26 protein-coding genes and 1 tRNA gene are annotated in these 19,975 nt (G+C 64.6%); 11 read left to right on the forward strand and 16 right to left on the reverse strand.

Translation table 11 applies throughout. The features are described from left to right. Nucleotides 1-52: 52 nt before the first annotated feature. The 3 genes from AC5P5V_RS04495 to AC5P5V_RS04505 all read right to left on the reverse strand — a co-directional run bounded on the left by AC5P5V_RS04495 (nt 53) and on the right by AC5P5V_RS04505 (nt 2,939). Nucleotides 53-985 (reverse strand): MBL fold metallo-hydrolase, encoded by a 933-nt coding sequence (locus AC5P5V_RS04495; protein WP_134969266.1) that lies wholly within the window; start codon nt 983-985, stop codon nt 53-55. Nucleotides 986-1,140: 155 nt separating this feature from the next. After that, the gene (locus AC5P5V_RS04500; RefSeq protein ID WP_134969267.1) at nt 1,141-1,437 is read right to left on the reverse strand and encodes a hypothetical protein; all 297 of its coding nucleotides are present in this window, start codon (nt 1,435-1,437) and stop codon (nt 1,141-1,143) included. A 206-nt stretch (nt 1,438-1,643) separates the two neighbouring features. After that, nucleotides 1,644-2,939 carry a tryptophan--tRNA ligase gene (locus AC5P5V_RS04505; RefSeq protein ID WP_065196031.1) on the reverse strand — a complete coding sequence of 432 codons (1,296 nt, stop codon included), beginning with the start codon at nt 2,937-2,939 and terminating at the stop codon, nt 1,644-1,646. A gap of 108 nt (nt 2,940-3,047) precedes the next feature. On the opposite strand from AC5P5V_RS04505, the gene AC5P5V_RS04510 reads away from it, so the two are divergent. Continuing rightward, nucleotides 3,048-3,845 carry a hypothetical protein gene (locus tag AC5P5V_RS04510; protein ID WP_134969265.1) on the forward strand — a complete coding sequence of 266 codons (798 nt, stop codon included), beginning with the start codon at nt 3,048-3,050 and terminating at the stop codon, nt 3,843-3,845. Nucleotides 3,846-3,918: 73 nt separating this feature from the next. Here AC5P5V_RS04510 and AC5P5V_RS04515 read toward each other — a convergent pair whose 3' ends face one another. The 3 genes from AC5P5V_RS04515 to rocF all read right to left on the reverse strand — a co-directional run bounded on the left by AC5P5V_RS04515 (nt 3,919) and on the right by rocF (nt 5,564). After that, a complete protein-coding gene (locus AC5P5V_RS04515) occupies nt 3,919-4,140 on the reverse strand; it encodes a CsbD family protein (protein ID WP_004153772.1) in 222 nt (73 codons plus the stop codon). A 203-nt stretch (nt 4,141-4,343) separates the two neighbouring features. After that, on the reverse strand, nt 4,344-4,481 hold the full coding sequence (locus tag AC5P5V_RS04520) for an entericidin A/B family lipoprotein (protein WP_005407710.1): 138 nt from the start codon (nt 4,479-4,481) through the stop codon (nt 4,344-4,346). Nucleotides 4,482-4,643: 162 nt separating this feature from the next. Then, nucleotides 4,644-5,564, reverse strand: a complete 921-nt coding sequence (rocF, locus tag AC5P5V_RS04525; protein WP_005420594.1) for an arginase — start codon at nt 5,562-5,564, stop codon at nt 4,644-4,646. A gap of 275 nt (nt 5,565-5,839) precedes the next feature. On the opposite strand from rocF, the gene AC5P5V_RS04530 reads away from it, so the two are divergent. After that, on the forward strand, nt 5,840-6,289 hold the full coding sequence (locus AC5P5V_RS04530) for a hypothetical protein (protein ID WP_049412576.1): 450 nt from the start codon (nt 5,840-5,842) through the stop codon (nt 6,287-6,289). Nucleotides 6,290-6,344: 55 nt separating this feature from the next. Here AC5P5V_RS04530 and AC5P5V_RS04535 read toward each other — a convergent pair whose 3' ends face one another. Next, entirely contained in the window at nt 6,345-7,115 is a 771-nt protein-coding gene (locus AC5P5V_RS04535) for a DUF3011 domain-containing protein (protein WP_134969508.1), read from the reverse strand. 582 nt (nt 7,116-7,697) lie between these two features. Between AC5P5V_RS04535 and AC5P5V_RS04540 the strand changes: the two genes are divergently transcribed. After that, the gene (locus AC5P5V_RS04540) at nt 7,698-8,099 is read left to right on the forward strand and encodes a hypothetical protein (protein WP_164229725.1); all 402 of its coding nucleotides are present in this window, start codon (nt 7,698-7,700) and stop codon (nt 8,097-8,099) included. Nucleotides 8,100-8,273: 174 nt separating this feature from the next. Here AC5P5V_RS04540 and AC5P5V_RS04545 read toward each other — a convergent pair whose 3' ends face one another. Both AC5P5V_RS04545 and AC5P5V_RS04550 read right to left on the reverse strand, forming a co-directional pair. After that, entirely contained in the window at nt 8,274-8,576 is a 303-nt protein-coding gene (locus AC5P5V_RS04545) for an addiction module antidote protein (RefSeq protein ID WP_005420598.1), read from the reverse strand. Nucleotides 8,577-8,748: 172 nt separating this feature from the next. Then, entirely contained in the window at nt 8,749-8,922 is a 174-nt protein-coding gene (locus AC5P5V_RS04550) for a type II toxin-antitoxin system RelE/ParE family toxin (RefSeq protein ID WP_269217113.1), read from the reverse strand. A 230-nt stretch (nt 8,923-9,152) separates the two neighbouring features. On the opposite strand from AC5P5V_RS04550, the gene AC5P5V_RS04555 reads away from it, so the two are divergent. The 4 genes from AC5P5V_RS04555 to AC5P5V_RS04570 all read left to right on the forward strand — a co-directional run bounded on the left by AC5P5V_RS04555 (nt 9,153) and on the right by AC5P5V_RS04570 (nt 12,961). Further along, complete coding sequence (locus AC5P5V_RS04555; protein WP_134969124.1) at nt 9,153-9,752, forward strand: hypothetical protein; 600 nt, start codon at nt 9,153-9,155, stop codon at nt 9,750-9,752. A gap of 27 nt (nt 9,753-9,779) precedes the next feature. Next, nucleotides 9,780-10,904, forward strand: a complete 1,125-nt coding sequence (locus AC5P5V_RS04560; protein WP_134969123.1) for an XVIPCD domain-containing protein — start codon at nt 9,780-9,782, stop codon at nt 10,902-10,904. Nucleotides 10,905-11,203: 299 nt separating this feature from the next. Next, entirely contained in the window at nt 11,204-12,430 is a 1,227-nt protein-coding gene (locus tag AC5P5V_RS04565) for a site-specific integrase family protein (protein WP_308141446.1), read from the forward strand. A 216-nt stretch (nt 12,431-12,646) separates the two neighbouring features. Then, the gene (locus AC5P5V_RS04570) at nt 12,647-12,961 is read left to right on the forward strand and encodes a hypothetical protein (protein ID WP_134969122.1); all 315 of its coding nucleotides are present in this window, start codon (nt 12,647-12,649) and stop codon (nt 12,959-12,961) included. A 36-nt stretch (nt 12,962-12,997) separates the two neighbouring features. On the opposite strand, the gene AC5P5V_RS04575 is transcribed toward AC5P5V_RS04570, so the two are convergent. Further along, nucleotides 12,998-13,243: a hypothetical protein gene (locus AC5P5V_RS04575; protein WP_134969121.1), complete on the reverse strand. Its 246-nt coding sequence runs from the start codon at nt 13,241-13,243 to the stop codon at nt 12,998-13,000. Then, on the reverse strand, nt 13,236-13,406 hold the full coding sequence (locus AC5P5V_RS04580) for a hypothetical protein (protein ID WP_231352478.1): 171 nt from the start codon (nt 13,404-13,406) through the stop codon (nt 13,236-13,238). Before AC5P5V_RS04580 ends, AC5P5V_RS04575 begins: the two co-directional genes overlap by 8 nt. Before the next feature lie 586 nt (nt 13,407-13,992). Between AC5P5V_RS04580 and AC5P5V_RS04585 the strand changes: the two genes are divergently transcribed. Both AC5P5V_RS04585 and AC5P5V_RS04590 read left to right on the forward strand, forming a co-directional pair. Beyond that, nucleotides 13,993-14,937: a hypothetical protein gene (locus AC5P5V_RS04585; RefSeq protein ID WP_134969120.1), complete on the forward strand. Its 945-nt coding sequence runs from the start codon at nt 13,993-13,995 to the stop codon at nt 14,935-14,937. Nucleotide 14,938: 1 nt separating this feature from the next. Continuing rightward, the gene (locus tag AC5P5V_RS04590; protein ID WP_134969119.1) at nt 14,939-15,436 is read left to right on the forward strand and encodes a hypothetical protein; all 498 of its coding nucleotides are present in this window, start codon (nt 14,939-14,941) and stop codon (nt 15,434-15,436) included. Nucleotides 15,437-15,477: 41 nt separating this feature from the next. Here AC5P5V_RS04590 and AC5P5V_RS04595 read toward each other — a convergent pair whose 3' ends face one another. Next, nucleotides 15,478-15,939, reverse strand: coding sequence for a hypothetical protein (locus AC5P5V_RS04595; protein ID WP_134969118.1), 462 nt, complete (start codon nt 15,937-15,939; stop codon nt 15,478-15,480). 68 nt (nt 15,940-16,007) lie between these two features. Here AC5P5V_RS04595 and AC5P5V_RS04600 point away from each other — a divergent pair, with 68 nt between their 5' ends. Next, nucleotides 16,008-16,295: a helix-turn-helix domain-containing protein gene (locus AC5P5V_RS04600; protein ID WP_134969117.1), complete on the forward strand. Its 288-nt coding sequence runs from the start codon at nt 16,008-16,010 to the stop codon at nt 16,293-16,295. A 67-nt stretch (nt 16,296-16,362) separates the two neighbouring features. After that, nucleotides 16,363-17,064 (forward strand): hypothetical protein, encoded by a 702-nt coding sequence (locus AC5P5V_RS04605; protein ID WP_308141447.1) that lies wholly within the window; start codon nt 16,363-16,365, stop codon nt 17,062-17,064. A 15-nt stretch (nt 17,065-17,079) separates the two neighbouring features. Here AC5P5V_RS04605 and AC5P5V_RS04610 read toward each other — a convergent pair. The 4 genes from AC5P5V_RS04610 to birA all read right to left on the reverse strand — a co-directional run bounded on the left by AC5P5V_RS04610 (nt 17,080) and on the right by birA (nt 19,907). Continuing rightward, nucleotides 17,080-17,155: transfer RNA gene (locus AC5P5V_RS04610), tRNA-Thr, on the reverse strand. A 197-nt stretch (nt 17,156-17,352) separates the two neighbouring features. Continuing rightward, nucleotides 17,353-18,201 carry an SPOR domain-containing protein gene (locus tag AC5P5V_RS04615; protein WP_231352477.1) on the reverse strand — a complete coding sequence of 283 codons (849 nt, stop codon included), beginning with the start codon at nt 18,199-18,201 and terminating at the stop codon, nt 17,353-17,355. Between the two features lie 9 nt (nt 18,202-18,210). Continuing rightward, a complete protein-coding gene (locus AC5P5V_RS04620) occupies nt 18,211-18,942 on the reverse strand; it encodes a type III pantothenate kinase (RefSeq protein ID WP_061478782.1) in 732 nt (243 codons plus the stop codon). Then, nucleotides 18,939-19,907 (reverse strand): bifunctional biotin--[acetyl-CoA-carboxylase] ligase/biotin operon repressor BirA, encoded by a 969-nt coding sequence (gene birA, locus AC5P5V_RS04625; RefSeq protein ID WP_061478836.1) that lies wholly within the window; start codon nt 19,905-19,907, stop codon nt 18,939-18,941. Before birA ends, AC5P5V_RS04620 begins: the two co-directional genes overlap by 4 nt. Nucleotides 19,908-19,975: the final 68 nt, after the last annotated feature.

A 19,975-nucleotide genomic window follows, 5' to 3' on the forward strand; every position in this document is an offset into this window, starting at 1 on the left:
TCGTGACATCACGGCGCAGCCTGGGCCCACGTCATCCACGCAGGGCGTGGGTCTACCTGCTGATGCGGTCCAGCCAGCAGGCCAGGCCCTGCGCGTTGAGTTCGATGTCCATCGCCAGCACGGCGGTCACTGCCGCATCGTCCAGCGCACAACCATGCAGCTGTGCACGTTCCAGGGACAGCGCCTGCAGTGCGGCCAGCAGGCAGCGGTGACGGTCCGGCCGGCCATCGCACTGGCGGCCGATCGCGGCCATCGCATCGATCTGCTCGAACAGGTCGTTGGCCAGTTTCTGCACCTGCTCCACGCGGCCGTAGTGGGTCAGGTACATCGCCTGCGGGCCATAGCCCAGCATGCGCTGGATCGAGGCCTTCATTGCCTCCGGGTCGAACTGCACCGGCGAGGAAGTCGGGAAGATGAAAGCACCCTGCGCGCTGTCCAGCTCGCGGTAGGAGATGCCGAACGTATCGCCAGTGAACCAGCTGCGGCTGCGCGCATCCCACACGCAATAATGGTGCAGTGCGTGGCCCGGCGTGTGCAGCAGCACCAGCTCGCGGCCAGCGAGATCGATGCGGTGGCCGTCTTCGGCAACCACCACGCGGTGTTCGGGAATCGGCTCGATGCGGCCGTAGCTGCGCGCGATCTCTTCGGCGCCGTACACCGCCGTCGCACCCGCAATCAGCCGGGTCGGGTCGATCATGTGCGGCGCACCGCGCGGATGCAGCACCGCCTTCGCATTCGGCAACTGCTGCATCAGCAGGCCTGCACCACCGGCGTGGTCCAGGTGCACGTGCGTGAGCAGCAGCCAGTCCACCGCGTCCACGCCCAGGCCAGCGTCCGCCAGCGCCTGCAGCATCGCCGGCACAGACAGGCCGGTGCCGCAGTCGACGAAGGCCGCGCGGCCGTTTTCAACGATCAGGTAGGCCGCGTCGAAGTCCGGGCGCTGGAAACCGGTATCGATGGTGTGGATGCTGGGGTCGGCGGTCATCGGCACGCACCTGGCAGTCTCGGAAACAGACGCCCATGGTAGGCGCGCATGCGGCCCGGGTTCGATGCGGCTTTGGTCGGAGGGCGCTCTTCTGTAGAGCCGAGCCCACGCTCGGCTGCCATTCTGTCAGGCATCAGCCGAGCATAGGCTCGGCTCTACCGGTCCAGCCATCGCGGCCGCAGCAGCAACGCCAGCACCAGCACCGCCAGGAACGCGCCATAGGCATACAGCACCGCCAGCACCTGCGGCCAGATCGGGCCGGCGCCGGGCTGCACCACGCCAATGCGGTAGCCCCACAGCATCGACACGATGCTCAGCGCGAACGCCACGACCAGGGTGGTGCCATCGAACAGGCGCCGCCGCGCGCTGCGCGGCTGGCGCGGAAACAGCCAGTACAGGCTGCCCAGCAGCAGGAACCAGGGCAGGAACAGCAGCAGCGACAACCAGGCCATCGCAGACTCCATGTCATCGCGCCAGAGGCGCGCGGACATCATGCCATGGGTGCTGTGCCACGGTCGTGCCGGCGGGGGGCTTCCCTGTAGAGCCGAGCCTATGCTCGGCTGCTTTGCTACACAGCCGAGCATGGGCTCGGCTCTACAGAAGCGGAGCCGAGTCGAGCATGGCTCGACTCTACAAAGGGCAGGGGCAGGCCCGGCGATCAGGCCGCTTCGCGCAGCGCGGCCAGGGCGGCCAGTACCGCGTCCACCTCGGCGTCCAGCTTGAACAGCTCGCTCTGCAGCTGGTCGCCCTGCTCGGCCTGCTTGATCACCGCGATCAGCTGGCCCGCATCACGTGGCGAATCGAAGCCTTCGCTCTGGATCAGCAGCGTGCCGTCACCAGCGGTCAGCTTGAAGTAGAACCGGCCATCCTTTTCCCGGTACTGCTTGAACTGCGGCGGCGCCACGCGGGCCACGCCGGCATCTTCGCTGGCGATGTCACCGGCACTGGACAGGTCACGCAGGCCCACCGCATAGCGCAGCTCGTCCAGCAGCGGTGCCGCCAACTGCTCGCGCAGCTGCTGGCCACGGCGCTTGAGCAGCGCTTCGATCTTCTCCGGCTCGGCCATCAGCGCGTTGTAGCGCTCGCGCAGCGGCGACAGCTCGCTGTCGATGCGCTCGAACAGCTGCTGCTTGGCGTCGCCCCAGCTGATGCCGGCGGCAAAGGCCCTGGCGAATTCCGCGGTCTGCTCCGGGGTCGCGAAGGCCTGGTACATCTGGAACAGCGCCGAGCCCTCCGTGTCCTTCGGCTCGCCCGGCGCGCGCGAGTCAGTCAGGATCGAGAACACCAGCTTCTTCAGCTCCTCGCGCGGCACGAACAGCGGGATGGTGTTGTGGTAGCTCTTGCTCATCTTGCGGCCATCCAGGCCCGCCAGCGTCGCCACCTGCTCGTCGATCACCACGTCCGGCAGCGGGAAATACTCCTTGCCGTACACGTGGTTGAAGCGCTGGGCGAAATCGCGCGCCATCTCGATGTGCTGGATCTGGTCACGGCCCACCGGTACCTGGTTGGCCTTGAAGATCAGGATGTCGGCCGCCATCAGCACCGGGTACATGAACAGGCCGGCGCTGACGCCTGCGTCCTCGTCCACGCCTTCCTCGCGGTTCTTGTCCACCGCCGCCTTGTAGGCGTGCGCGCGGTTGAGGATGCCCTTGCTGGCGATGGCGGTCAGGAACCACATCAGCTCGGTGGTCTCGCGGATGTCGCTCTGGCGGTAGAACCACACGTGTTCCGGGTCCAGGCCACAGGCCAGCCAGCTGGCCGCGATCTCCAGGGTCGCGCGCTGGGTGCGCTGCGGGTCCTGCGACTTGATCAGGCTGTGCAGGTCGGCCAGGAAGAAGAAGCTCTCGATCCCCGGCGCGCGGCTGGCCGCGATGGCCGGACGGATGGCGCCAACGTAGTTGCCCAGGTGGGGCGTGCCGGAGGGGGTGATGCCGGTAAGGACTCGGGTCGTCATGACTGCGTGGGGTAACCTTCGATGAACGGGGCCAGTTTACCTTGCACGCCACCAACCCCGTCAGGGCCCGCGGCGCGTTCATTCACCCAACCCCGCTGGAGACGCCCGATGAAGCGCCTGCTGCCCCTGCTGCTGATCCTGCCCCTGGCCGGCTTCCGCCCGGCGCCCATGCCGCCACCGGTGTACGACGGCGGCCCCGTACGCATGGCCCTGGTCGACCGCGACCGCGGTACCGAACTGCGCAGCTACTCCGCCGAGGGCCAGCGCTGGGTGGCCGGCGAGCGCGGCCACCGCTACGCCGTGCGCCTGTACAACGACAGCCCGCGCCGGGTGCTGGTGGTGCTGTCGGTGGATGGCGTCAACGCCATCTCCGGCGAGGATGCCGATCCCTCGCAGACCGGCTACGTGCTCAACCCCGGCCAGCGCGCCGACATCACCGGCTGGCGCAAGAGCCAGGACGAAGTGGCGCAGTTCGTGTTCAGCAGCCCCAGCGGCAGCTATGCCAGCCGCACCGGCCGCCCGGACAACATCGTGGTCGGGGTGGCGGTGTTCGAGGAGGCGCGTCGCTGGTACCCGCAGCCGATCCTGCGACGTGGCGTGCCGCTGCCGGCACCGACCGCGCAAGCCGAGGCTGCCGCCGACGCCAGTGCCAGCCGCATCGAGGGCTATGCCAGCAAGTCACAGGCGCCAGCGCTGGGCACCGGCCACGGCGCACGTGAACACTCTTCGGTGCGCGATACCGACTTCGAACGGGCCAGCCGCAGCCCGGCGCAGGTTCTGCAGCTGCGCTACGACAGCGCCCGCAACCTGCGTGCGCGCGGCATCCTGGTCGATGCGCCCTCGCGCCTGCCGCGCGAACCGCAGGCCTTCCCCAACCGCTACGTGCCGGACCCGCCGGCCCGCTGATCGTCCCGCGCAGACAACACGACGCCCGCTACCTCACGGTGCGGGCGTCGTGTTGTGGGGGAAACCGAAACGCTTACTTGTAGTCCGGGTAGTCCTTGCTCACCGCGTCCTGGAACTCACGCACTTCCTTCTCCGCGCGGTCCTTGGCCCAGCCATAACGTTCCTGCAGGCGGCCGGCCAGGTATTCGGCATTGCCTTCGGCCACATCGAAATCGTCGTTGGTCAGATCGCCCCACTTGGCCTGGGCCTTGCCCTTCAGCTGCGACCACTTGCCGGAAATGATGTCTTTGTTCATTGCTGGGAGTCCTTGGTTGCAACGGCGTTCTTACCGTGGCTCCAGCTTCGCGCAGTCGCTGTTGAGTACCGGTCAACCGGCAATGAAATGCACGCTCACCTGCTTGAATGGTTCACTACCCCTGCACGCCAACGGTGTGGAAGACGCGCATAAAAAAGGCCGGGGATATCCCCGGCCTTTTGGCTTTCCGTTCCACTTCAGGCTCAACGGCCCTTGGCGGCATCCTCAACCTTTTCACCGGCCTTCTGCACGTCCTTGCCGGCACCGGCCACGGTGTTGCAACCGGCCAGCAGGGCCACCGAGAACATCGACAACAGCATCAGGGCAACTACGCGCTTCATGGGCTTCTCCTTGGGTTCGCCGCTATACCGCTTCATTCGCGGATGGGATTCTTTCGCTCGGCGGGAGGGCACCAATGCCCACTGCCGCCGCGTGAAGTGCAATCTGGCGGCAGGGGCGTGGAGCGGGCGTGAACGGTTCGGCGATCCGTTCAGCGGGGGCGGTCAGTCGCGCATCAGGGTGGACTTGCCGAACAGGCTCTCGACCAGGTCCACGGCCAGTTCGGCGGTGGCATTCTGCTTGTCCAGCAAGGGGTTGAGCTCGACGATGTCCAGCGAACCCATGCGCCCGGTGTCGGCGATCATTTCCATCACCAGCTGCGCCTCCCGATAGTTCACCCCACCCGGCACCGTGGTGCCGACGCCCGGCGCGATGCTGGGGTCGAGGAAGTCGACATCGAAGCTGACATGCAGGTGGGTGTTCTCATCGATGCCGGCCAGCGCCGCTTCCACGGCACGCTTCATGCCGTTCTCGTCGATGTAGCGCATGTCATAGACATCCACCTTGTGGGTCTTGATCAGGCGCTTCTCTTCCGGGTCCACCGAACGGATGCCGATCTGGTGCATCTGCGCCGGGGTGATCGCCGGTGCGCTGCCGCCCAGACGGGTCAGCGCGTCCGGGCCGAGGCCGCACAGGCAGGCCACCGGCATGCCGTGGATGTTGCCCGACGGCGTGACATCGCTGGTGTTGAAGTCCGAATGCGCGTCCAGCCACAGCACGCGCAGATTCTTCCCCTGCTCGCGGCACCAGCGCGCGACGGCGGTGATCGAACCGATGCCCAGGCAATGGTCGCCACCGAGCATGATCGGCATGCGCCCGGCCTGCAGCTCGGCGTAGCTGGCTTCCATCAGTGCGCGGTTCCAGGCCACCACCTCATCCAGGTGGCGGTAGCCCTCCACCGGCGCGGTCCACGGGTTGCGCGGGCCATCCAGGTTGCCCACGTCGCGCACGTCCACGCCGCGGGCCTCCAGCGCCTCCGGCAGGCCCGCCACGCGCAGCGCTTCCGGCCCCAGCCGCGCACCGCGATGGCCCGCACCGACATCGGTGGGAACGCCAATCAGGGATACGGAGATGGGATGGGCCATGGGTGCCTCCTGCGGTGCGGAAAAAGAAGCACAGTCTAGCCAGAGCTGTGTGACACCACTCGCGGCGGTGCAGCAGGCCGAGGGTAAGATCGCCAGGAACGGGTGGCCCTTACCGGTCAGGCTTTCCAGCGCTGGATCGTCAGACATTCAATCTTCCGCGACCCGCTTCACATCCCGGTCGGTTTCGCCTCTTACGCAAGGCTGTTGTTGTGTCCAGGCTGCGTCGGCACCCTGAAGGTGCCGCATCACTTCTTCAATCATGGAGCACCACGCGCATGAAACATGCACTCAATGGACTTGCGGTACTGGCAATTGCCCTGGGCGGACTGTTTCCCGCCGCTGCCAGTGCACCCTCGCAACGCATCACGCATACGGTGACCACCGACGCGTATCCCATGCAGACGGCAGGCGCACGCCAGGTACTCGACTGGGTGGCGCAGCGGGTAAAGCCGTCGTTCGCTCCCCAGGGCTACGGCAACGTACAGGTGGAACGACAGGCAGTCTCCGTAGGCCGCGCGTCTGCACGCTCGGATGAATCGATACCTGGAAAACTGCCAGACCAGGGCATTCCCGGTGAGATCTACCGGGTGGAAAACCTGCTTCCCGACGGTTCCATCCAGACGTGGGAATTCACCTGGGTGGAACCCTCTTCCGGCCATGGCGGCGGCTGGGATGTCACCGGGTACTCCTACAAGAAGGGAAATGACCCGGTGAACCAGCAGTAGCGGGACCGGGGCAACGCGCACCGCGCTGCCCACTTAGACACGCCGCCGCCGCGCCTCAACCGCCGCGGCGGCGAACCGGCGTCAGGCTCTGCACCTGACCGTTGTTGCGCATCATGCACAGGAAGCGGCCATCGGGATAATCGATGATCAGTTCCTGGTAATCGCTGCCCACCGGCATCTGGGTCACCAGCGTGCCCTGCGCGCCCTTGCGCATGTTGCAGGCGCCCAACGCGGTATCGCCTGCCGGCGCCGGGGTGGTCACCGAGGACACATTGCGGAACACCGCGCGGCAGCCGCCATTGACCCACACCGAGTGCCGCGACAGGCCCCAGTTCTTGCCCTCCTCGCAGCGGGTACGGCTGAGCTGGCGCACGATTTCCACGTTGCCACGGGTGTTCAGATCGCACGAGACCAGCTGCTGGTCGGTGGATTCGCAGGTGACTTCGCGCGGTATTGCGGCATCTCCGGCGGCAGCGTCGCGAGGGCGTGCGCTGTTTGCGGCGGGCGCAGGCGTGCCGCTGGCGCTGACTTGGCAGATGCCATTGGCGCCGCCACGGCCGGTGTAGCTGACCTGCGGCGCGCCGTCATCGTTGCGGCTGATCGACAGGGTGATGCCGCTGTTGGCATCACGTGCTTCGAAATAGCGGTCGTTGAAGCGCTTCAGCGCCGTCTCGCGGCCCTGCACGTAGACCGGCCCGCCATCGTCCGCGTGAACATCGATGCCGCCCGGGCAGCTGGCGTTGAAGAACGGCACGGCGGCCATGGCCGGGGCTGCGAAGGTTGTGACCAACAGTGCGACGGTGAGCGGCAGGGCGTGGCGACGCATGGGTGGGTCCCGAAGGGCATGTGTCCCCAGTATGTGTCGGAGGTCTGCAAATGGTCTGTGAGGAGAATCAAAAAGCCGGCAGCGCATTCGGGCGTTTGTGTTTGCTATGGTAGCTGTGGAGCCTTGCCCGGGCTGTTAAGTCACCTTTACTTCGTGGGCCAGCTCAGGGCATGCGGCAGCGATGGTTCGGGCAGATTTCTCGCTGATGGCGCCACTGCGCAATCTGTCGCTTCTGGCATTGCGATGCCCGAAACGGGCCAAACGCGATAATTCATTTTTCCTTTCAGATCTCCCGATGCCATCGAAACAAACGACTGGCAGGCGGGGATTTCACGTGCGCATGATGAATCGCCACCTGCAAAGGTGGTCGGGACTTCCAAGCCCGTGTTGTCAACGATGTATACGCTTGCCAGCCGGCGTCGTCCTTTCAGGGGCGGCGCCGGCTGGCAATCCGTTAGCCGATCGACGGCGGGCGGTGCGTGGGGGCCTCGTGCCCGCCGATTCGTTGACCCGGTCTTGGAAGCCACGCATCGCCCGCCACCCTACCGTGGCGGCACCTCTGTTCCTGACGAGGATGCCCGCATGTCCAGAACCCCTCACCCGTACCTGACCGCCACCCTCGGCGAGGCGGCTCTGCGCCTGCCACCTGAACTGGCCCAGCCGTTGGAAGCCGCTTTCGCCGCCGCGAACGAAGCGCCCGCGCCGATCAACCTGCCCGGCTGCCTGCAGCGCATCCAGGCCGGTGACGCCGCCGATGGACAGCCGTGGCCGGGGCCCGCCAGCACACCCGGCCAGGCCGTGGCCGCCGCGCGCCGGGATCGCGCCGCAGTGGGCCTGGTGTCACTGCTGGAGCTGTACCACGCCGCCGAGCGCGTGCGCGTGGACGGGGAAGAGAAAGACGACATCGGCGACGGCACGCGCGAGGGGCTGATGCTGGCCTGCCGGGGGCTGGCGGAGTATGTGGCGTTGCAGGTGCGTAGCTGAGGCTGCTGCGGTCGCAGTGTGTGTGCGGCATTGATCGAAGGATCTGCCCGCGCCATACAGTGAGTTGACTCACCGGGTTGGGACGAAAGAACCAGCGAATGGCGGTTTCTTCATTTTCGTTCCATCGCCTTTGCGACCGGCGCCGCGCCGACGCATCATGATCGGCGCATGTGCTTATGCTGCGCTGGCGTGCAATCGCACACCCAGGGCCCGGGTCACCTTCAGGATGGTCGCGAAATCAGGGCTGCGCTCGCCGGAGAGTGCGCGATACAGACTCTCGCGCGACAGGCCCGCCGCACGCGCAACCTTGCTCATGCCCTGAGCGCGAGCGATATCGCCAAGCGCCTTGGCGATGAAGGCAGAATCGCCCTCGCTTTCTTCGATGCAGGCGTCGAGATAAGCCGCCATCTCCTCCGGTGTCCGAAGATGCTCGGCCACATCAAATGATTTGAGTTCGACTTTTCTCTTGATGGCCATGATGGGACAGCTCCGGTACTTCGGTATTGAGTCGTTTCGCCTACAGCCAGTTCGATGCTCACAGGGAACGCGCAATCTCCTTGGCCGTCTCTATATCGCGCCGCTGCGAACCCTTGTCGCCTCCAACCAGAAGAATCACCCACTGCCTGCCGCGCTGGGTGTAGTACACGCGTTAACCCGGTCCTGCATCGATACGCAATTCTGAAACGCCATCCGCCAGATAGCGGTGATCACCGGGATGGCCTTCAGCGAGCCGACCGATAAGGGCCAGGATGCGAGCGCGTGCGGTTACGTCCTTGAGAGCGTCAATCCATGTCGCGAACTGACGGGTACGCTGGATCTTCATGGAGGACTGTAGCCTACTGGCTACGGTCTTTCAACTATCGGATTGCGCGCATGGAGGTGTGCTCGGCCTTCCGTCTGATGTTCCTCCCTCGCAGCTGACGCCGCGTTTTTCAAACAGGAAAGTGGAACCGGGTGCGTTTTCAGTAGCTCATTTTTCACGGAAACCCGATCCGTACTCACAAAACGCTGTGCTAGATTCAAGAGCGTGACGTTGGCGCGAGAGACGCTTTCATGGATGCATGGGTCGAGAAACTCGCTTCTTCATCAAAACGTGGAATTCGGCGCCACCTCTGGATAGCAGTGCGTCGTCGCCTCGCGATCGCTGTTCCGGCGCTTGTGCTGGCAGCATGTTCAATCGCCGCGCCGCCACGCCCATCCGATCATCTGAATCAGAAACAGCCCGTCGAATCAGGGAGTGAAACTGGTATGGAGCGGTTCAAGAACGATATCGAGCGTTTGACCAAGGTGCGTTTTGATGATGTCGACGCATTGAATGAACAGCTCCACACACACTTGGGAGAACCGACTCGACAAGGCTTGAGGGACGAGCGGACCGCAGAACGCGGCATGCTGGGCGGACTTGAGATCAAGAACATCACGCTGAGAAGTCCTGCCGACGATCCTACGCACGCGACCTTGGTCTTTGAGGTTGCCCCACCGAGCATCGCGCTCGGGGAAATCATCTGGGAGGAATCCGCCATGTATCCACCCCATCCGGATGCGCCTGATTCCCGCCCTTACTGGTCTGCTCAGGTGAACAGTGCCAAGGTAGTACTCGGGCTCTCCCTTGACCACAAAACGCTGACCTACGTATCAATCAGTCAGCGCTGATCCCTGTCATTGCGAAGGAGCCGCACCATGGAGCGTGCTGAAGAACTTGCACTGTCACTGCCGCAGGAGAGTGGCCGACCAGGGGCCACACGTCGTCCTGCTTCGCCTTTGGTTGATCCTTCGCTGGTACCGCTTCTGACCAAATCCCCAACACTTCGAGCGGGTCTTGCACAAGCTGATCACGACAACCTGAGTGTCGAATGGGGGCCAGCCGGTGGCGGCACCTATCTTGTTCCCGGTGTGAAGATCGTCATTGACGAGAACGCCATCGGGCAAGGCTCCAGAATCGCACGTTCTCTTTCTCATGAAGTTGGGCATCACCTCTTCACCGAGCAACCAGATCGAGCGTCTAAGCAGTCCTTTGTGAACACCTCGCTGCGAGGAGAAGCAGCTGCCACGCTCAGCAATGTCCAGGTCCAGCGTGAAATCACCGCAGCCGGAGGACCGAACATTGGCGTGTCGGGCACAGGCGATCGCCCCCAGCAGTATGGAGCCATTGCGGCGAAACTCGAGGCAGGGCAGATCAACCGTAACCAAGCACTAAGTCAGATCGCTGACGTGTTCAAGACGGAGGCTCCGTCGGTTGGCCCTCATGCGACGTACGAGCTTTATTATGGCGCGCACTATGACCAGCACATAGCGCCCATGCAACGTCGACGCAGGCCCGAGCCAGCATTTGACGCCGAGCGCACTGCGGTCGAGGAAAGAGTCACCGCCGCCAATGTCAACTCACCCTCAATGCAGCGAACAGCTTTCTCAGTCGCTGAACTCGACGATGCCGATCGTTCGCTCTACATGCAGATAAGAGCGGGTGTGGAACGCCTGGATGCCGAGAGCGGGAAGCAGTGGGATGAGTCGAGCCAACGCATGTCCGCGAGTTTGCTGGTGCTCGCGAAGGAGCAAGGGCTTTCAAGAGTTGACCACGTCGTAGTGAACAACCCGACAGAGTCCCTTGCACGTGGCGAGAGAGTATTCATCGTCGAGGGAGCGATGGACGATCCTGCCCAACGCCGTGGAACCATGAATACGATGGACGCGCTTCGCGCGCCTGAAGCGGAGTCACTTCATCGCGCTGATTCATTGGCAGCAAATCTTGAACAGCAGCCAGCGCAGCAGGTCCATGCGCAGGACGGACCATCATTCTCAAGGTAAGACTGCCGAGGCACCGGGTGTACCGCCTTTCGAACCACTGGGCGAGTACCTGGAGCAGCGCAAAGAGGCGCTGACTCACGGGGATGGTGCCGCTTATCCGAATCGAACGGATGACCTACTGTTTACAAGTCGGCACGCGGATAGCTTGCCATGATTTGAAATCGGATGGTCCGGGGCCGCTTACACCGAGGAAAAACCGCGACTTAATGAGGCTTCAGGGGCACAAACGGCGCGTCTGAACACGGCACCTTGTGGTGCGAAACCGTGTCCGAGCCGTGGCCCCGTTACCCGGAGCCAACATGAAGTCGAAGATCACCCAGTCCCTCGTCGAGAGGGTACCCCGGCCCGAGCCGGGCAAGTCGGTCCTGTACGCCGACACCGAGATGAGGGGGTTCTACCTCATCGTTACCCCCACCAAGCGCAGCTTCTACGTCCAGTCCCTCGTCAACGGGCGTCAGGTCAGGACCAAGCTGGGCGACCACCCCGCGATGGACGCCAAGCAGGCCCGGGACGCCGCACGGCAGACCTTGGTCGGCATGCGGGGCGGCACCAACCCGAACGAGGAGCGCCGCAGAGCCCGAGCGCGCGGGATCACCCTGCGGGAGGGGCTGGACCTGCACCTGAACTCCCGGCGGCTGGCCGACAAGACCCGCAGCGGCTACGAGTACCACGTCACCTACTACCTCAAGGACTGGCTGGACAGGCCGCTGGCCGAGATCGGCGCAGACCGTCAGGGCGTGCGCGAGCGCCACCGCCGGATCACCGAGAGGAGCGGCGCCACCTCGGGCGACAACACCATGCGGGTCCTGCGCTCGGTCTACAACCGCGCCCTGCGCCAGTTCCCCGACCTGCCGCCGAACCCGGTGGGCAACGTGGATATGAACGGCATGCGACGGCGCGAGGTCGACGCCAGCCCGGACAAGCTAAAGGCATGGGGAAAGGCGGTGCTGTCGCTGGGCAACCCGGCACGCCGCGACCTCCAATTGTTCATGCTGCTGTCGGGGATGCGCCGGACGGCCTCGTGTGAGGCGAGGCGCGCGGACCTCGGCGACGGGCACCTGCACGTCCCGAACCCGAAGGGCGGCTCGTCCAAGAAGTTCGACCTGCCCCTGTCGACGGCGCTCGCCGACCTGCTCGCCCACCGCGAGGCCGAGGCCGACAGCGTGAGGCGCAAGACACCCTACCTGTTCCCCGCCGACTCGGCGTCGGGCCGGGTGGCGGAGGTCCAGCAGCACGAGCTGGGCGACCTCACCGGCCATGCCGATGCCGGGGGCGCTCTTCCAGCGCGCGGCGATCTGCTGCTTGCGGGTCGCGATGTCCTTGTTCAGCCGCTCGATCGCGGCGAGGGTGCGCCTGTGCAGCAGGTCCAGGGTCGAGGCGAGCTCGCCGATCTGCTGAGTGCTGAGGAGAGGGGTGTCGCTGAGTTCGATCTTCATTGCTCGTGTGCTCCGGTGGGTTGTGGTCCTCCGGTCGCCTGTCACGAGCGCATCCCCGGCCTCGGGGTGGTCTGCGCGCCAATGCGCTGACCGGATGCGTTCAATGTGTCGGGGTGCGCTGGCCGCGAACGCCATCGTTTCCCGGACGTGTTTCCCTCGAAGGTGCCGCCGTCACTGGGGCTTGCGATTCAGTGGCTTAGGCTCGCCCCGCCTTTCGATGGGTAGTCAGTTGTTGGACGCCCTTGAAAAGCACCCAAGCCGCCCCGACTGCGTCACTTCAACAAACACCCACAGGGGGCGCATGCAATGACGACGATTCACGATGCAATCAAGCAACTCGAACAAGCACAACCGAAATCCGAAGAAGAAGCCAAGCGGTTCTTGAGTAATCTGCCCGCGGAAGTGCAGGAGCAACTCATCGCGGGGATCTACATCGGCCGAGACCATATTCATCTCAATGAGTTCAATGAGGGCGCGGAGATCAGCCGTAAGGCCACCGACCACATTGCGAAGAACGAGTACGCTCGTATCCTGCATGAGAAGTCGTCCAGCTTGCCGCTTTATCTTGGCAGCTTGAAGAAGTGCGCGGCCGCCGCTGATTTCGATTTGGCGAGTCTCTGATGCGCCAAGGGCACCGACAAAACTTGTAGGTGCCCTTTAGTTCCCCCGGTTGACGCTGCCATGCTCGCGCCGGCCCTCGTACTCCTGCGACATTCGCTCCCAAGTCTCGGCGTCTAGGCGCGGCACCGGGCCGATGCAGGTCATCTCGCTGCGACGGGCCAGGGCGTCGCGCCCGCCCATCGCCTGGACCGCGTCTGGCGCCGTGCCTTGGATCGCGCTCAGCATGGCGTCGATCTGCGTGGCCTTGTGCAGCGCCTCGGCCACAGTCAGGTTCTCACTCATCGTCCTGCTCCTTACTCGCGTTGTACTTGGAGAGCAGCGCCACCAACTGAGCACGCTCGTCGGCGGGCATTGCCAGCAGGGCGTTGGCCGAAAGGCCCGTGTCCTCGACCTTCACGCTCAGCCGGTCGGCCATCTGCTCGCCGTATCGGAACTTGAGCAGCACTTCTAGGAGCCTGTCGCTGTGCTTCCTGACGGTGAGCGGTCGCTCCTCGCGGCGGCCTCCTCGGGCTTGACCATCGCCTCATCGGGGAGGGCGTGCAGTTCGGCCAGCTCTTCGGGGGTGAGCTTCTCGGGTTCGGGGGTAGTCACAGGCGTGCTCCATCTCCAAGTTCCCACGGAGGCGGAATGCCGCCGGGGGACTGGGCCTGCTGTGCGTCGCAGGGATGGGCTGCTCAGTTCGTCATGCTGGGCTGGCCTCGGCTGTTCTTGCCACCGAAAGCACTTCTGATCGCCATAGCCATTGCCGACGATCCTCGGGCTAGTCTGGTCAGCAGCCCGATTAACCACACTGTACCCAGATGGCTCGCGCGTCGACACCAACGTTGTATCCGGGGTCCCCGGTGAGCCTGGGGCTTCCTGCTCGGTCCGGGCTGCTCGGTATCAGGCCACGCGGCCCCGGACGCGACACGGGCTGCTTGGCGAGCCTGTGCAGTCTTAATCGCTGCGACGCAGCAAGAGCAGACTTTTGACTTCGGACCTCCCGCCCCTGAATATCCATTCAGGAATGCCAACACAGGGGGAAATGGACAATGCCAGCAGACCAGACCACCAAGACGGTCTACTACCTGCGCGCCAGACGCGACGACCAGCCTTTTGACCTTCAGTCGATCGCGAAAAAGGCGCGCAAGAAGAAGAGCACCTGCGATGCAACCGAGATCGAGCTCGGAGGCGGCGACGTGGTGCGGATTCAGCACTTCAGCAATTCTAACGGGCGTACGCTGATGCACCTCACGCGATATGTTCCTGGCGTGCAGGCATCAACGCTCCAACCCAAAGCGACCACCGCCGAAGACGACGAAGGCGCCCAACCGCCTCCGAAAGGCAAGGAATTCAAGGACGGGGACTGCTTCTTGTTCCTGAAGGATCACCACGTCCTGTACTGCGGACACGGCATCAGCAAGAGCAAAGCGTCTCTGTATTTGTCCCAGCTTTTCAGGGAAGCAGAACTTCACGACGAGTCCAGCGGCTTCGATCTTGTTCCTGCCAGCAACTTGGACAAGCTGCAACTGATCCAGGATCACGGCGTCAAGTCCATCCAATTGGCCGTGGGCGCCTTCGATCTGAGCTTGCCAAAGGCGCGCCGTACAAGCTGGATCGCGAAGTCTCTCGGCACCCTCGGCGATGAGCTCGGCGCGCTAGTAGGCAAGGACCAGTCGCTGACCAAACAGAAGGCGCTGGAGGACCTCATCGTGAATGTTGAGGTCAAGCTGGACGGCAACACCCGTGCGATCCAGAGCTCTCAGGACTTTATCGAGGATCTCGCGGAGACGGTACTTGATGACGACACCGAGACGCCTGTAAGCGAGTTCACGATCGTCACCCAGAAAAATGAGCGCATCACTTCCGGAGAAATCCGCCTTCAGACAGGCGTGAAGGTGGAAACGAAAGACAATTCCGTCAGTCACACCAGCGTATGGGGTGCGATGGGAACCTACTTTGACCAGATAACGCAGGGGAACCTGCTGGAGCAATGACGTGCGTCGCCTCGAAGTTGACTGGAGCCGAATCGGGCTGTTTGCCGCGATCACCGCCGTTTCGGCGGTGATCGGCTGGTATGGACAGCCGTTCGTCCACGGCAACGACGAAGCCCGCGGCGTCATCGTCAACGTATTCTCGATCCTGGCCGGCTTTCTCATCACAGTGATGACTCTTTTGGGCGAGCCCGGCCTGTATCGAGGACGCACGTGGCGTTCGGACGCTGTCAGGCGGAGCAACGTCTACCAGCGGCTCGTACGCCACAAGTGGCTTTTCATCTCCTACTTGATTGTGCTTGCGTTGGTCTTTCTGACGACCATCGTGGCCAAACGCGAGCCGGACGGACGACTGGTCACCTGCCTGGAAGCGCTTTATCTCGGCTTCGCGGCCTTCGCGTTCATGTACTCACTAATGCTTCCGAGCCGATTGCTCAATCTACAGCTAGCGCGCTTCGATGAGCTTGTGGAGTCGAGGCGTAACGGCCAGAAGTCCGAGTGATGATTCGGGAGGCGCAAGGCGCCTCCCGTTCGGTGGAAGTGCTACAGGCACGCCTCAACCCATGCGTCGGCTACGTTGTCTCGACCCTCAAGGATCACGCTCTTGCCGCCGGACACGAAGCGCCGGAAGCCTGTGTACCCGCCGAACTCGTTCTTGGCGTTGACCCGACCGCAGGCGACCACGCCGAACTCCTCTGTGTAGTTGGCGCGCACGTCCCGAAACTGCGCGGCGTCCGGGTCCTTCAGCTCGCCCCTCACCGCGCGCTCTGCCGCCACGATCGTCTCGCCGCCGAACCATTTCTCCTGCTGCGCCTTCTTCTCCGCGGCCGTCATGGGTCGTTCCGGCTCGGCCTTCGTTGCCTCTGGCTGCTGGGCCTGCTTCTGCGGCGCCTCGACCACTGCTGCGGGCGCGGCGACGACAGCGGGCTCGCTGCGCGGCACCAGCTTCGATCCGACCCAAGCTAGGACCACCAGGACGACCAGAAGAACCCCTATTCGCTTCATGCACTCCCCCTAAGCAACTCTAGTAAATAGTCTATTTTGGACTAATCCAATACGGACTCTAGCGTGCGGTGACCCAATCGACCCACAACCCCGACTACCAGCTACTGCTGACCGTGCTGAAGGCGGCCCGCAAGCGGGCGGGCGTGTCGCAGATCGACTTGGCCGAGCGGCTGGGGAACACGCAAACCTTCGTGTCCAAGTGCGAGCGTGGGGAGCGGCGCATCGACGCCGTTGAACTGGTCGAGTTCGCCGAGGCACTCGGCGTGCCGCCGCTCGGCCTGCTGGGCGAGTACCTGGAGCAACGCGCGGCCAAGCTGGAACCGAAGTCCAGAAAGAGCAGCGCGAAGGGGCGCTGACTACGGGGATGGCAGGTCCGACTTACTTGAAGCACCATCTGGATAAAAGTCACCTCGGACCGACAAAATGCAAAAGCTTTCCAGCTTTGGTGACATTCGCCAGACAGGTTTTTGCGTCCACTGTGGGGGTTCAACGGAATCGCTGGATCACGCGCCTTCAAAAGTGTTCTTAGACATTCCGTACCCTCCTACTCGCCCCACGCTGCCCAGTTGCACCGAATGCAACAACCAGCTGTCCTCCGATGAAGAGTACTTGGCTTGCTTCGTTGAATGTGTCATTTGCGGAACGACTGAACCTGCATCGCTCGGACGCGAGAAGATCGCAAAAGCCTTACGGCGAAATAGCAAGCTTAGACGGTTGATCGAGACGTCCAAGATCCAGACGGAGCCTGGGGAAGATGCACCGCTAGTGTGGATGCCTGATGAGGCCAGAGTCCGACAGGTCGTTTTGAAGTTGGCGCGGTGCCATGCGGCCTATGAGCTCAACGAACCTCAATTGAGTGCTCCCAGCCACCTCTCGATCTTGCCTCTCCCGACTCTTTCAGAAGCTCAACGCGAACACTTTGAGACCCCGCCAGATAGTTCGGTGTGGCCTGAGGTGGGAAGCAGGGCTATGCAACGCCTATTGATCGCAGACGAAGCGTATTCAATGGGCTGGATCACCGTCCAAGAAGGCCGGTACAGGTACATGGCCATTGGAGCAGAAGCCGTCATGATCCGAGGCGTTCTAAGCGAGTACTTAGGCTATGAGGTGATCTGGGAGAACTGACGGTCCGCCCGAGTTTGGTGCCGCTTGTCCGAATCGAACGGACGACCTACTGATTACAAATCAGTTGCTCTACCGACTGAGCTAAAGCGGCGATGTCGTACTTCTCTTGCTCAAACCGTGTCCGGCTTGCCCCACAGTCTACGCGCTGGCGGGCCTAAAGCCTTACCGCGCTTAGCCTTCCTGCCTGCCGCCACAACAACCGCGTCCGAGTTACAAGACAGTTGCTCTACCAACTAAGCTAAAGCGGCATGGGTGGATCACCGGCGGCAGGGCCGCGGTCCGGGGATTCTAGCGCAACCTTGCGCATTCCAGCGACCGGCTCTGTGCTGCCCCGCTGCGCTGCTGGGCCTGGGCCCGCTGCGTGCCTGCCGCCAGCTGCCCTTCCAGCCACCACTGGCCGGCGTCGCCGCTGGTCACCAGGCGCGGCTGGAACCCGGCAGCCTGCACCGCCGCCATGCGCCGCTCGGCGCCTTCGCGGTTGCGGTACTGGCCCAGCGCCACGGCGTTGGCCTCCTCGCCCTGGCTGATGATGTAGTAGTCGCTCAGACCGGCGGCGACGATGCGCTTCACGGTGGCCTGTGCCTCGTCGCGGTTGGCGGCGGCCGGCAGCAGCACCCGGTAACGGGCGCTGCCGCTGGCAGCGGGCTGTTCGCGCAGGCGCACCTGGCTGAGCAGCGTGCCGGCCTTGCCCTGCGCGCTGGTCGCGGCGGCACGGTCGGCGAACGGGCCCAGCGCGACGCACCGCGGCGGCTCGGCGGCCGCGGGCGGGGTGACGGGCTTCTCCGGTGCCGGAACGGGTACAGGCGGTGTTCCCGGCTTGGCAGCGTCAGCAACCGGCGCAGCGTCAGCCGTCTGCGGCCTGGCGATCTCCGGCTTTGCCGGCGCAACGGGCGCGGGCGTCGCAGCCACCGCGGTCTTCGCCGCCGGTTCGCGCTCCATCAACGGTGCGGTCGGGGCGGTGGCAGTGGCCTCGGCTGCGGCATTGGCATCCACGCCACCGGGCACCCAGCGCAGCTCGGCCACGCCAGCGGGTTGCGGTGGCGGCGCAGGCTTCTGTGGCGCATCGCGCAGCAGCCACCAGCAGGCGACACCGAGATTGAGAATGGCCAGTACGACGATCAGGGCACGGGTCAGCATGCGCGGATACTAGCGCGCGGGCTGGTGCACCGCCCAGCGGGCGATGCCATCCAGCACCAGCGAGGGGTGGTAATCGGCAGCGGGCAGCAACGGCATCAGCGCCGGTGCGCCGCCACCGTGCACCAGCAGCGACGGTGCCACGCCCAGCAGCGTGTGCGCGTGCTGTGCGCTGCGTTCAATCAGCGCCACCGCAGCGCCATCGCAGCCGGAGGCCAGCGCGTCGGCGGTGTCGTTGGCGAACTCGCTGTAGCCGCCACCGGTCGCGGGCAGCTGCACGGCACGGGCATGCAGTGCTTCGCGCATGGTGGTGGGCGATGCGGAGATGCGGCCACCGTGGTGCTGGCCGTCGGCATCGAGCAGATCAATCGTCAGTGCGGTGCCCACGCCGACCACCAGCACCGGGCGCTGCGCCTTGGCCGCGGCCAGCAGGGCCAGGAAGCGGTCGACGCCGAACTTTTCCGGTCTGGCATAGGCAATGCGCACGCCGGCGCATTCGGCGCTGGTGCGCACTACATGCACATGCTCGAAGCGGCGCTGCAGCTGGTCCAGCATCGCGCTGGTCAGCGACGGTGCCGCCACGCTGGCCACGAACGCGGTGCGGCCGCTGGGCAGGCTGTGCGGCGGCTGCCCGGCCATGCCTTCGGCGCCATGCGCCCAGGCCTGCACGTCACCGGCACGGTCACCCTGCAACGGCGCGAACTTGAAGCGCGAGTTGCCAAGGTCGAACAACCAATCGCTCATGCCGCCCTCACGCTGACTTCGCCGGCGTGCAGCAGGCGTTCCTGGCCATCGATGCGCACGCGCAATGCGCCGTCATCGGCCAAGCCAAGCGCAGTACCGTGCTGCCACTGCCCGTCCAGTTCCACGCGCACTTCGCGGCCGGCCAGCATGTCGAACGCAGCGTAGCGCGGCAGGAACGGAGCGAGGCCTTCGCGATCGAATTCTTCCAGCGCCGGCAGCAGACGCGCCAGCACGGCAGCAACCACCCCATTGCGGTCCACCGGCTTGCCGGCCAACGTGTCCAGGTCCACCCACGGCTGGGTGATCTGCTCGCCGAACGACGGCGGCATGTGGGTGTTGATGCCGATGCCGATCACCGCGCGCGCCGGGCCGGCGTATTCGCCACCGCCCTCGGCAAGCAGGCCGACCAGCTTGCGCTTGCCATCGACGATCAGGTCGTTCGGCCACTTCAACTGCGCCTGGGTGTAGCCCAGATCGTGCAGCGCTTCGGCCACGGCGATGCCGGCCACCAGGCTCAACCCGGCCAGGCGGCCCAGGCCGCCGGAGTACAGGCGCATCACCGACAGGTAGATATGCGCGGCCAACGGCGAGGCCCAGGTGCGGCCACGACGGCCGCGGCCACCGGTCTGGCGTTCGGCCAGCAGCACGCTGACCCCGCGCTGGGGCGCGCTGCACCGCAGCAATTCAGCGTTGGTGGAGTCCACCGTCCAGGCCACCTGCAGGTCGTGCAGCAGGGCCTGGGCATCGGCGGGCAGGCCGGCGCGGATCGCCACCGGGTCCAGCAGGTCGACCGGGCGGGTCAGGCCATAGCCCTCGCCAGCACGGCCCTCGATGTCCACACCTGCGGCCCTAAGCCCTTGAATACGCTTCCAAACAGCCGCCCGGGTCTGGCCCAGCTCTCGGGCCAGGGCGTCGCCGGACAGGCGACCGGCAGCGAGTTTGGCCAGCAATTGGCGATCGTCCACGGCAGCTTCCACGAAGTCAGGAAGGAATTATGCGGGAAAGCCGCCAGCGACGCCTGCCACGCTGGGTT

This window comes from Stenotrophomonas sp. YJH_SMC_130 (assembly GCF_059369035.1).

Bases quoted from the DNA above. Each gene is read 5' to 3' on its own strand.
- AC5P5V_RS04495 (WP_134969266.1), bottom strand. From the start codon at position 985: ATGACCGCCGACCCCAGCATCCACACCATCGATACCGGTTTCCAGCGC.
- AC5P5V_RS04500 (WP_134969267.1), bottom strand. From the start codon at position 1,437: ATGGCCTGGTTGTCGCTGCTGCTGTTCCTGCCCTGGTTCCTGCTGCTG.
- AC5P5V_RS04505 (WP_065196031.1), bottom strand. From the start codon at position 2,939: ATGACGACCCGAGTCCTTACCGGCATCACCCCCTCCGGCACGCCCCAC.
- AC5P5V_RS04510 (WP_134969265.1), top strand. From the start codon at position 3,048: ATGAAGCGCCTGCTGCCCCTGCTGCTGATCCTGCCCCTGGCCGGCTTC.
- AC5P5V_RS04515 (WP_004153772.1), bottom strand. From the start codon at position 4,140: ATGAACAAAGACATCATTTCCGGCAAGTGGTCGCAGCTGAAGGGCAAG.
- AC5P5V_RS04520 (WP_005407710.1), bottom strand. From the start codon at position 4,481: ATGAAGCGCGTAGTTGCCCTGATGCTGTTGTCGATGTTCTCGGTGGCC.
- rocF (WP_005420594.1), bottom strand. From the start codon at position 5,564: ATGGCCCATCCCATCTCCGTATCCCTGATTGGCGTTCCCACCGATGTC.
- AC5P5V_RS04530 (WP_049412576.1), top strand. From the start codon at position 5,840: ATGAAACATGCACTCAATGGACTTGCGGTACTGGCAATTGCCCTGGGC.
- AC5P5V_RS04535 (WP_134969508.1), bottom strand. From the start codon at position 7,115: ATGCGTCGCCACGCCCTGCCGCTCACCGTCGCACTGTTGGTCACAACC.
- AC5P5V_RS04540 (WP_164229725.1), top strand. From the start codon at position 7,698: ATGTCCAGAACCCCTCACCCGTACCTGACCGCCACCCTCGGCGAGGCG.
- AC5P5V_RS04545 (WP_005420598.1), bottom strand. From the start codon at position 8,576: ATGGCCATCAAGAGAAAAGTCGAACTCAAATCATTTGATGTGGCCGAG.
- AC5P5V_RS04550 (WP_269217113.1), bottom strand. From the start codon at position 8,922: ATGAAGATCCAGCGTACCCGTCAGTTCGCGACATGGATTGACGCTCTC.
- AC5P5V_RS04555 (WP_134969124.1), top strand. From the start codon at position 9,153: ATGGATGCATGGGTCGAGAAACTCGCTTCTTCATCAAAACGTGGAATT.
- AC5P5V_RS04560 (WP_134969123.1), top strand. From the start codon at position 9,780: ATGGAGCGTGCTGAAGAACTTGCACTGTCACTGCCGCAGGAGAGTGGC.
- AC5P5V_RS04565 (WP_308141446.1), top strand. From the start codon at position 11,204: ATGAAGTCGAAGATCACCCAGTCCCTCGTCGAGAGGGTACCCCGGCCC.
- AC5P5V_RS04570 (WP_134969122.1), top strand. From the start codon at position 12,647: ATGACGACGATTCACGATGCAATCAAGCAACTCGAACAAGCACAACCG.
- AC5P5V_RS04575 (WP_134969121.1), bottom strand. From the start codon at position 13,243: ATGAGTGAGAACCTGACTGTGGCCGAGGCGCTGCACAAGGCCACGCAG.
- AC5P5V_RS04585 (WP_134969120.1), top strand. From the start codon at position 13,993: ATGCCAGCAGACCAGACCACCAAGACGGTCTACTACCTGCGCGCCAGA.
- AC5P5V_RS04595 (WP_134969118.1), bottom strand. From the start codon at position 15,939: ATGAAGCGAATAGGGGTTCTTCTGGTCGTCCTGGTGGTCCTAGCTTGG.
- AC5P5V_RS04605 (WP_308141447.1), top strand. From the start codon at position 16,363: ATGCAAAAGCTTTCCAGCTTTGGTGACATTCGCCAGACAGGTTTTTGC.
- AC5P5V_RS04615 (WP_231352477.1), bottom strand. From the start codon at position 18,201: ATGCTGACCCGTGCCCTGATCGTCGTACTGGCCATTCTCAATCTCGGT.
- AC5P5V_RS04620 (WP_061478782.1), bottom strand. From the start codon at position 18,942: ATGAGCGATTGGTTGTTCGACCTTGGCAACTCGCGCTTCAAGTTCGCG.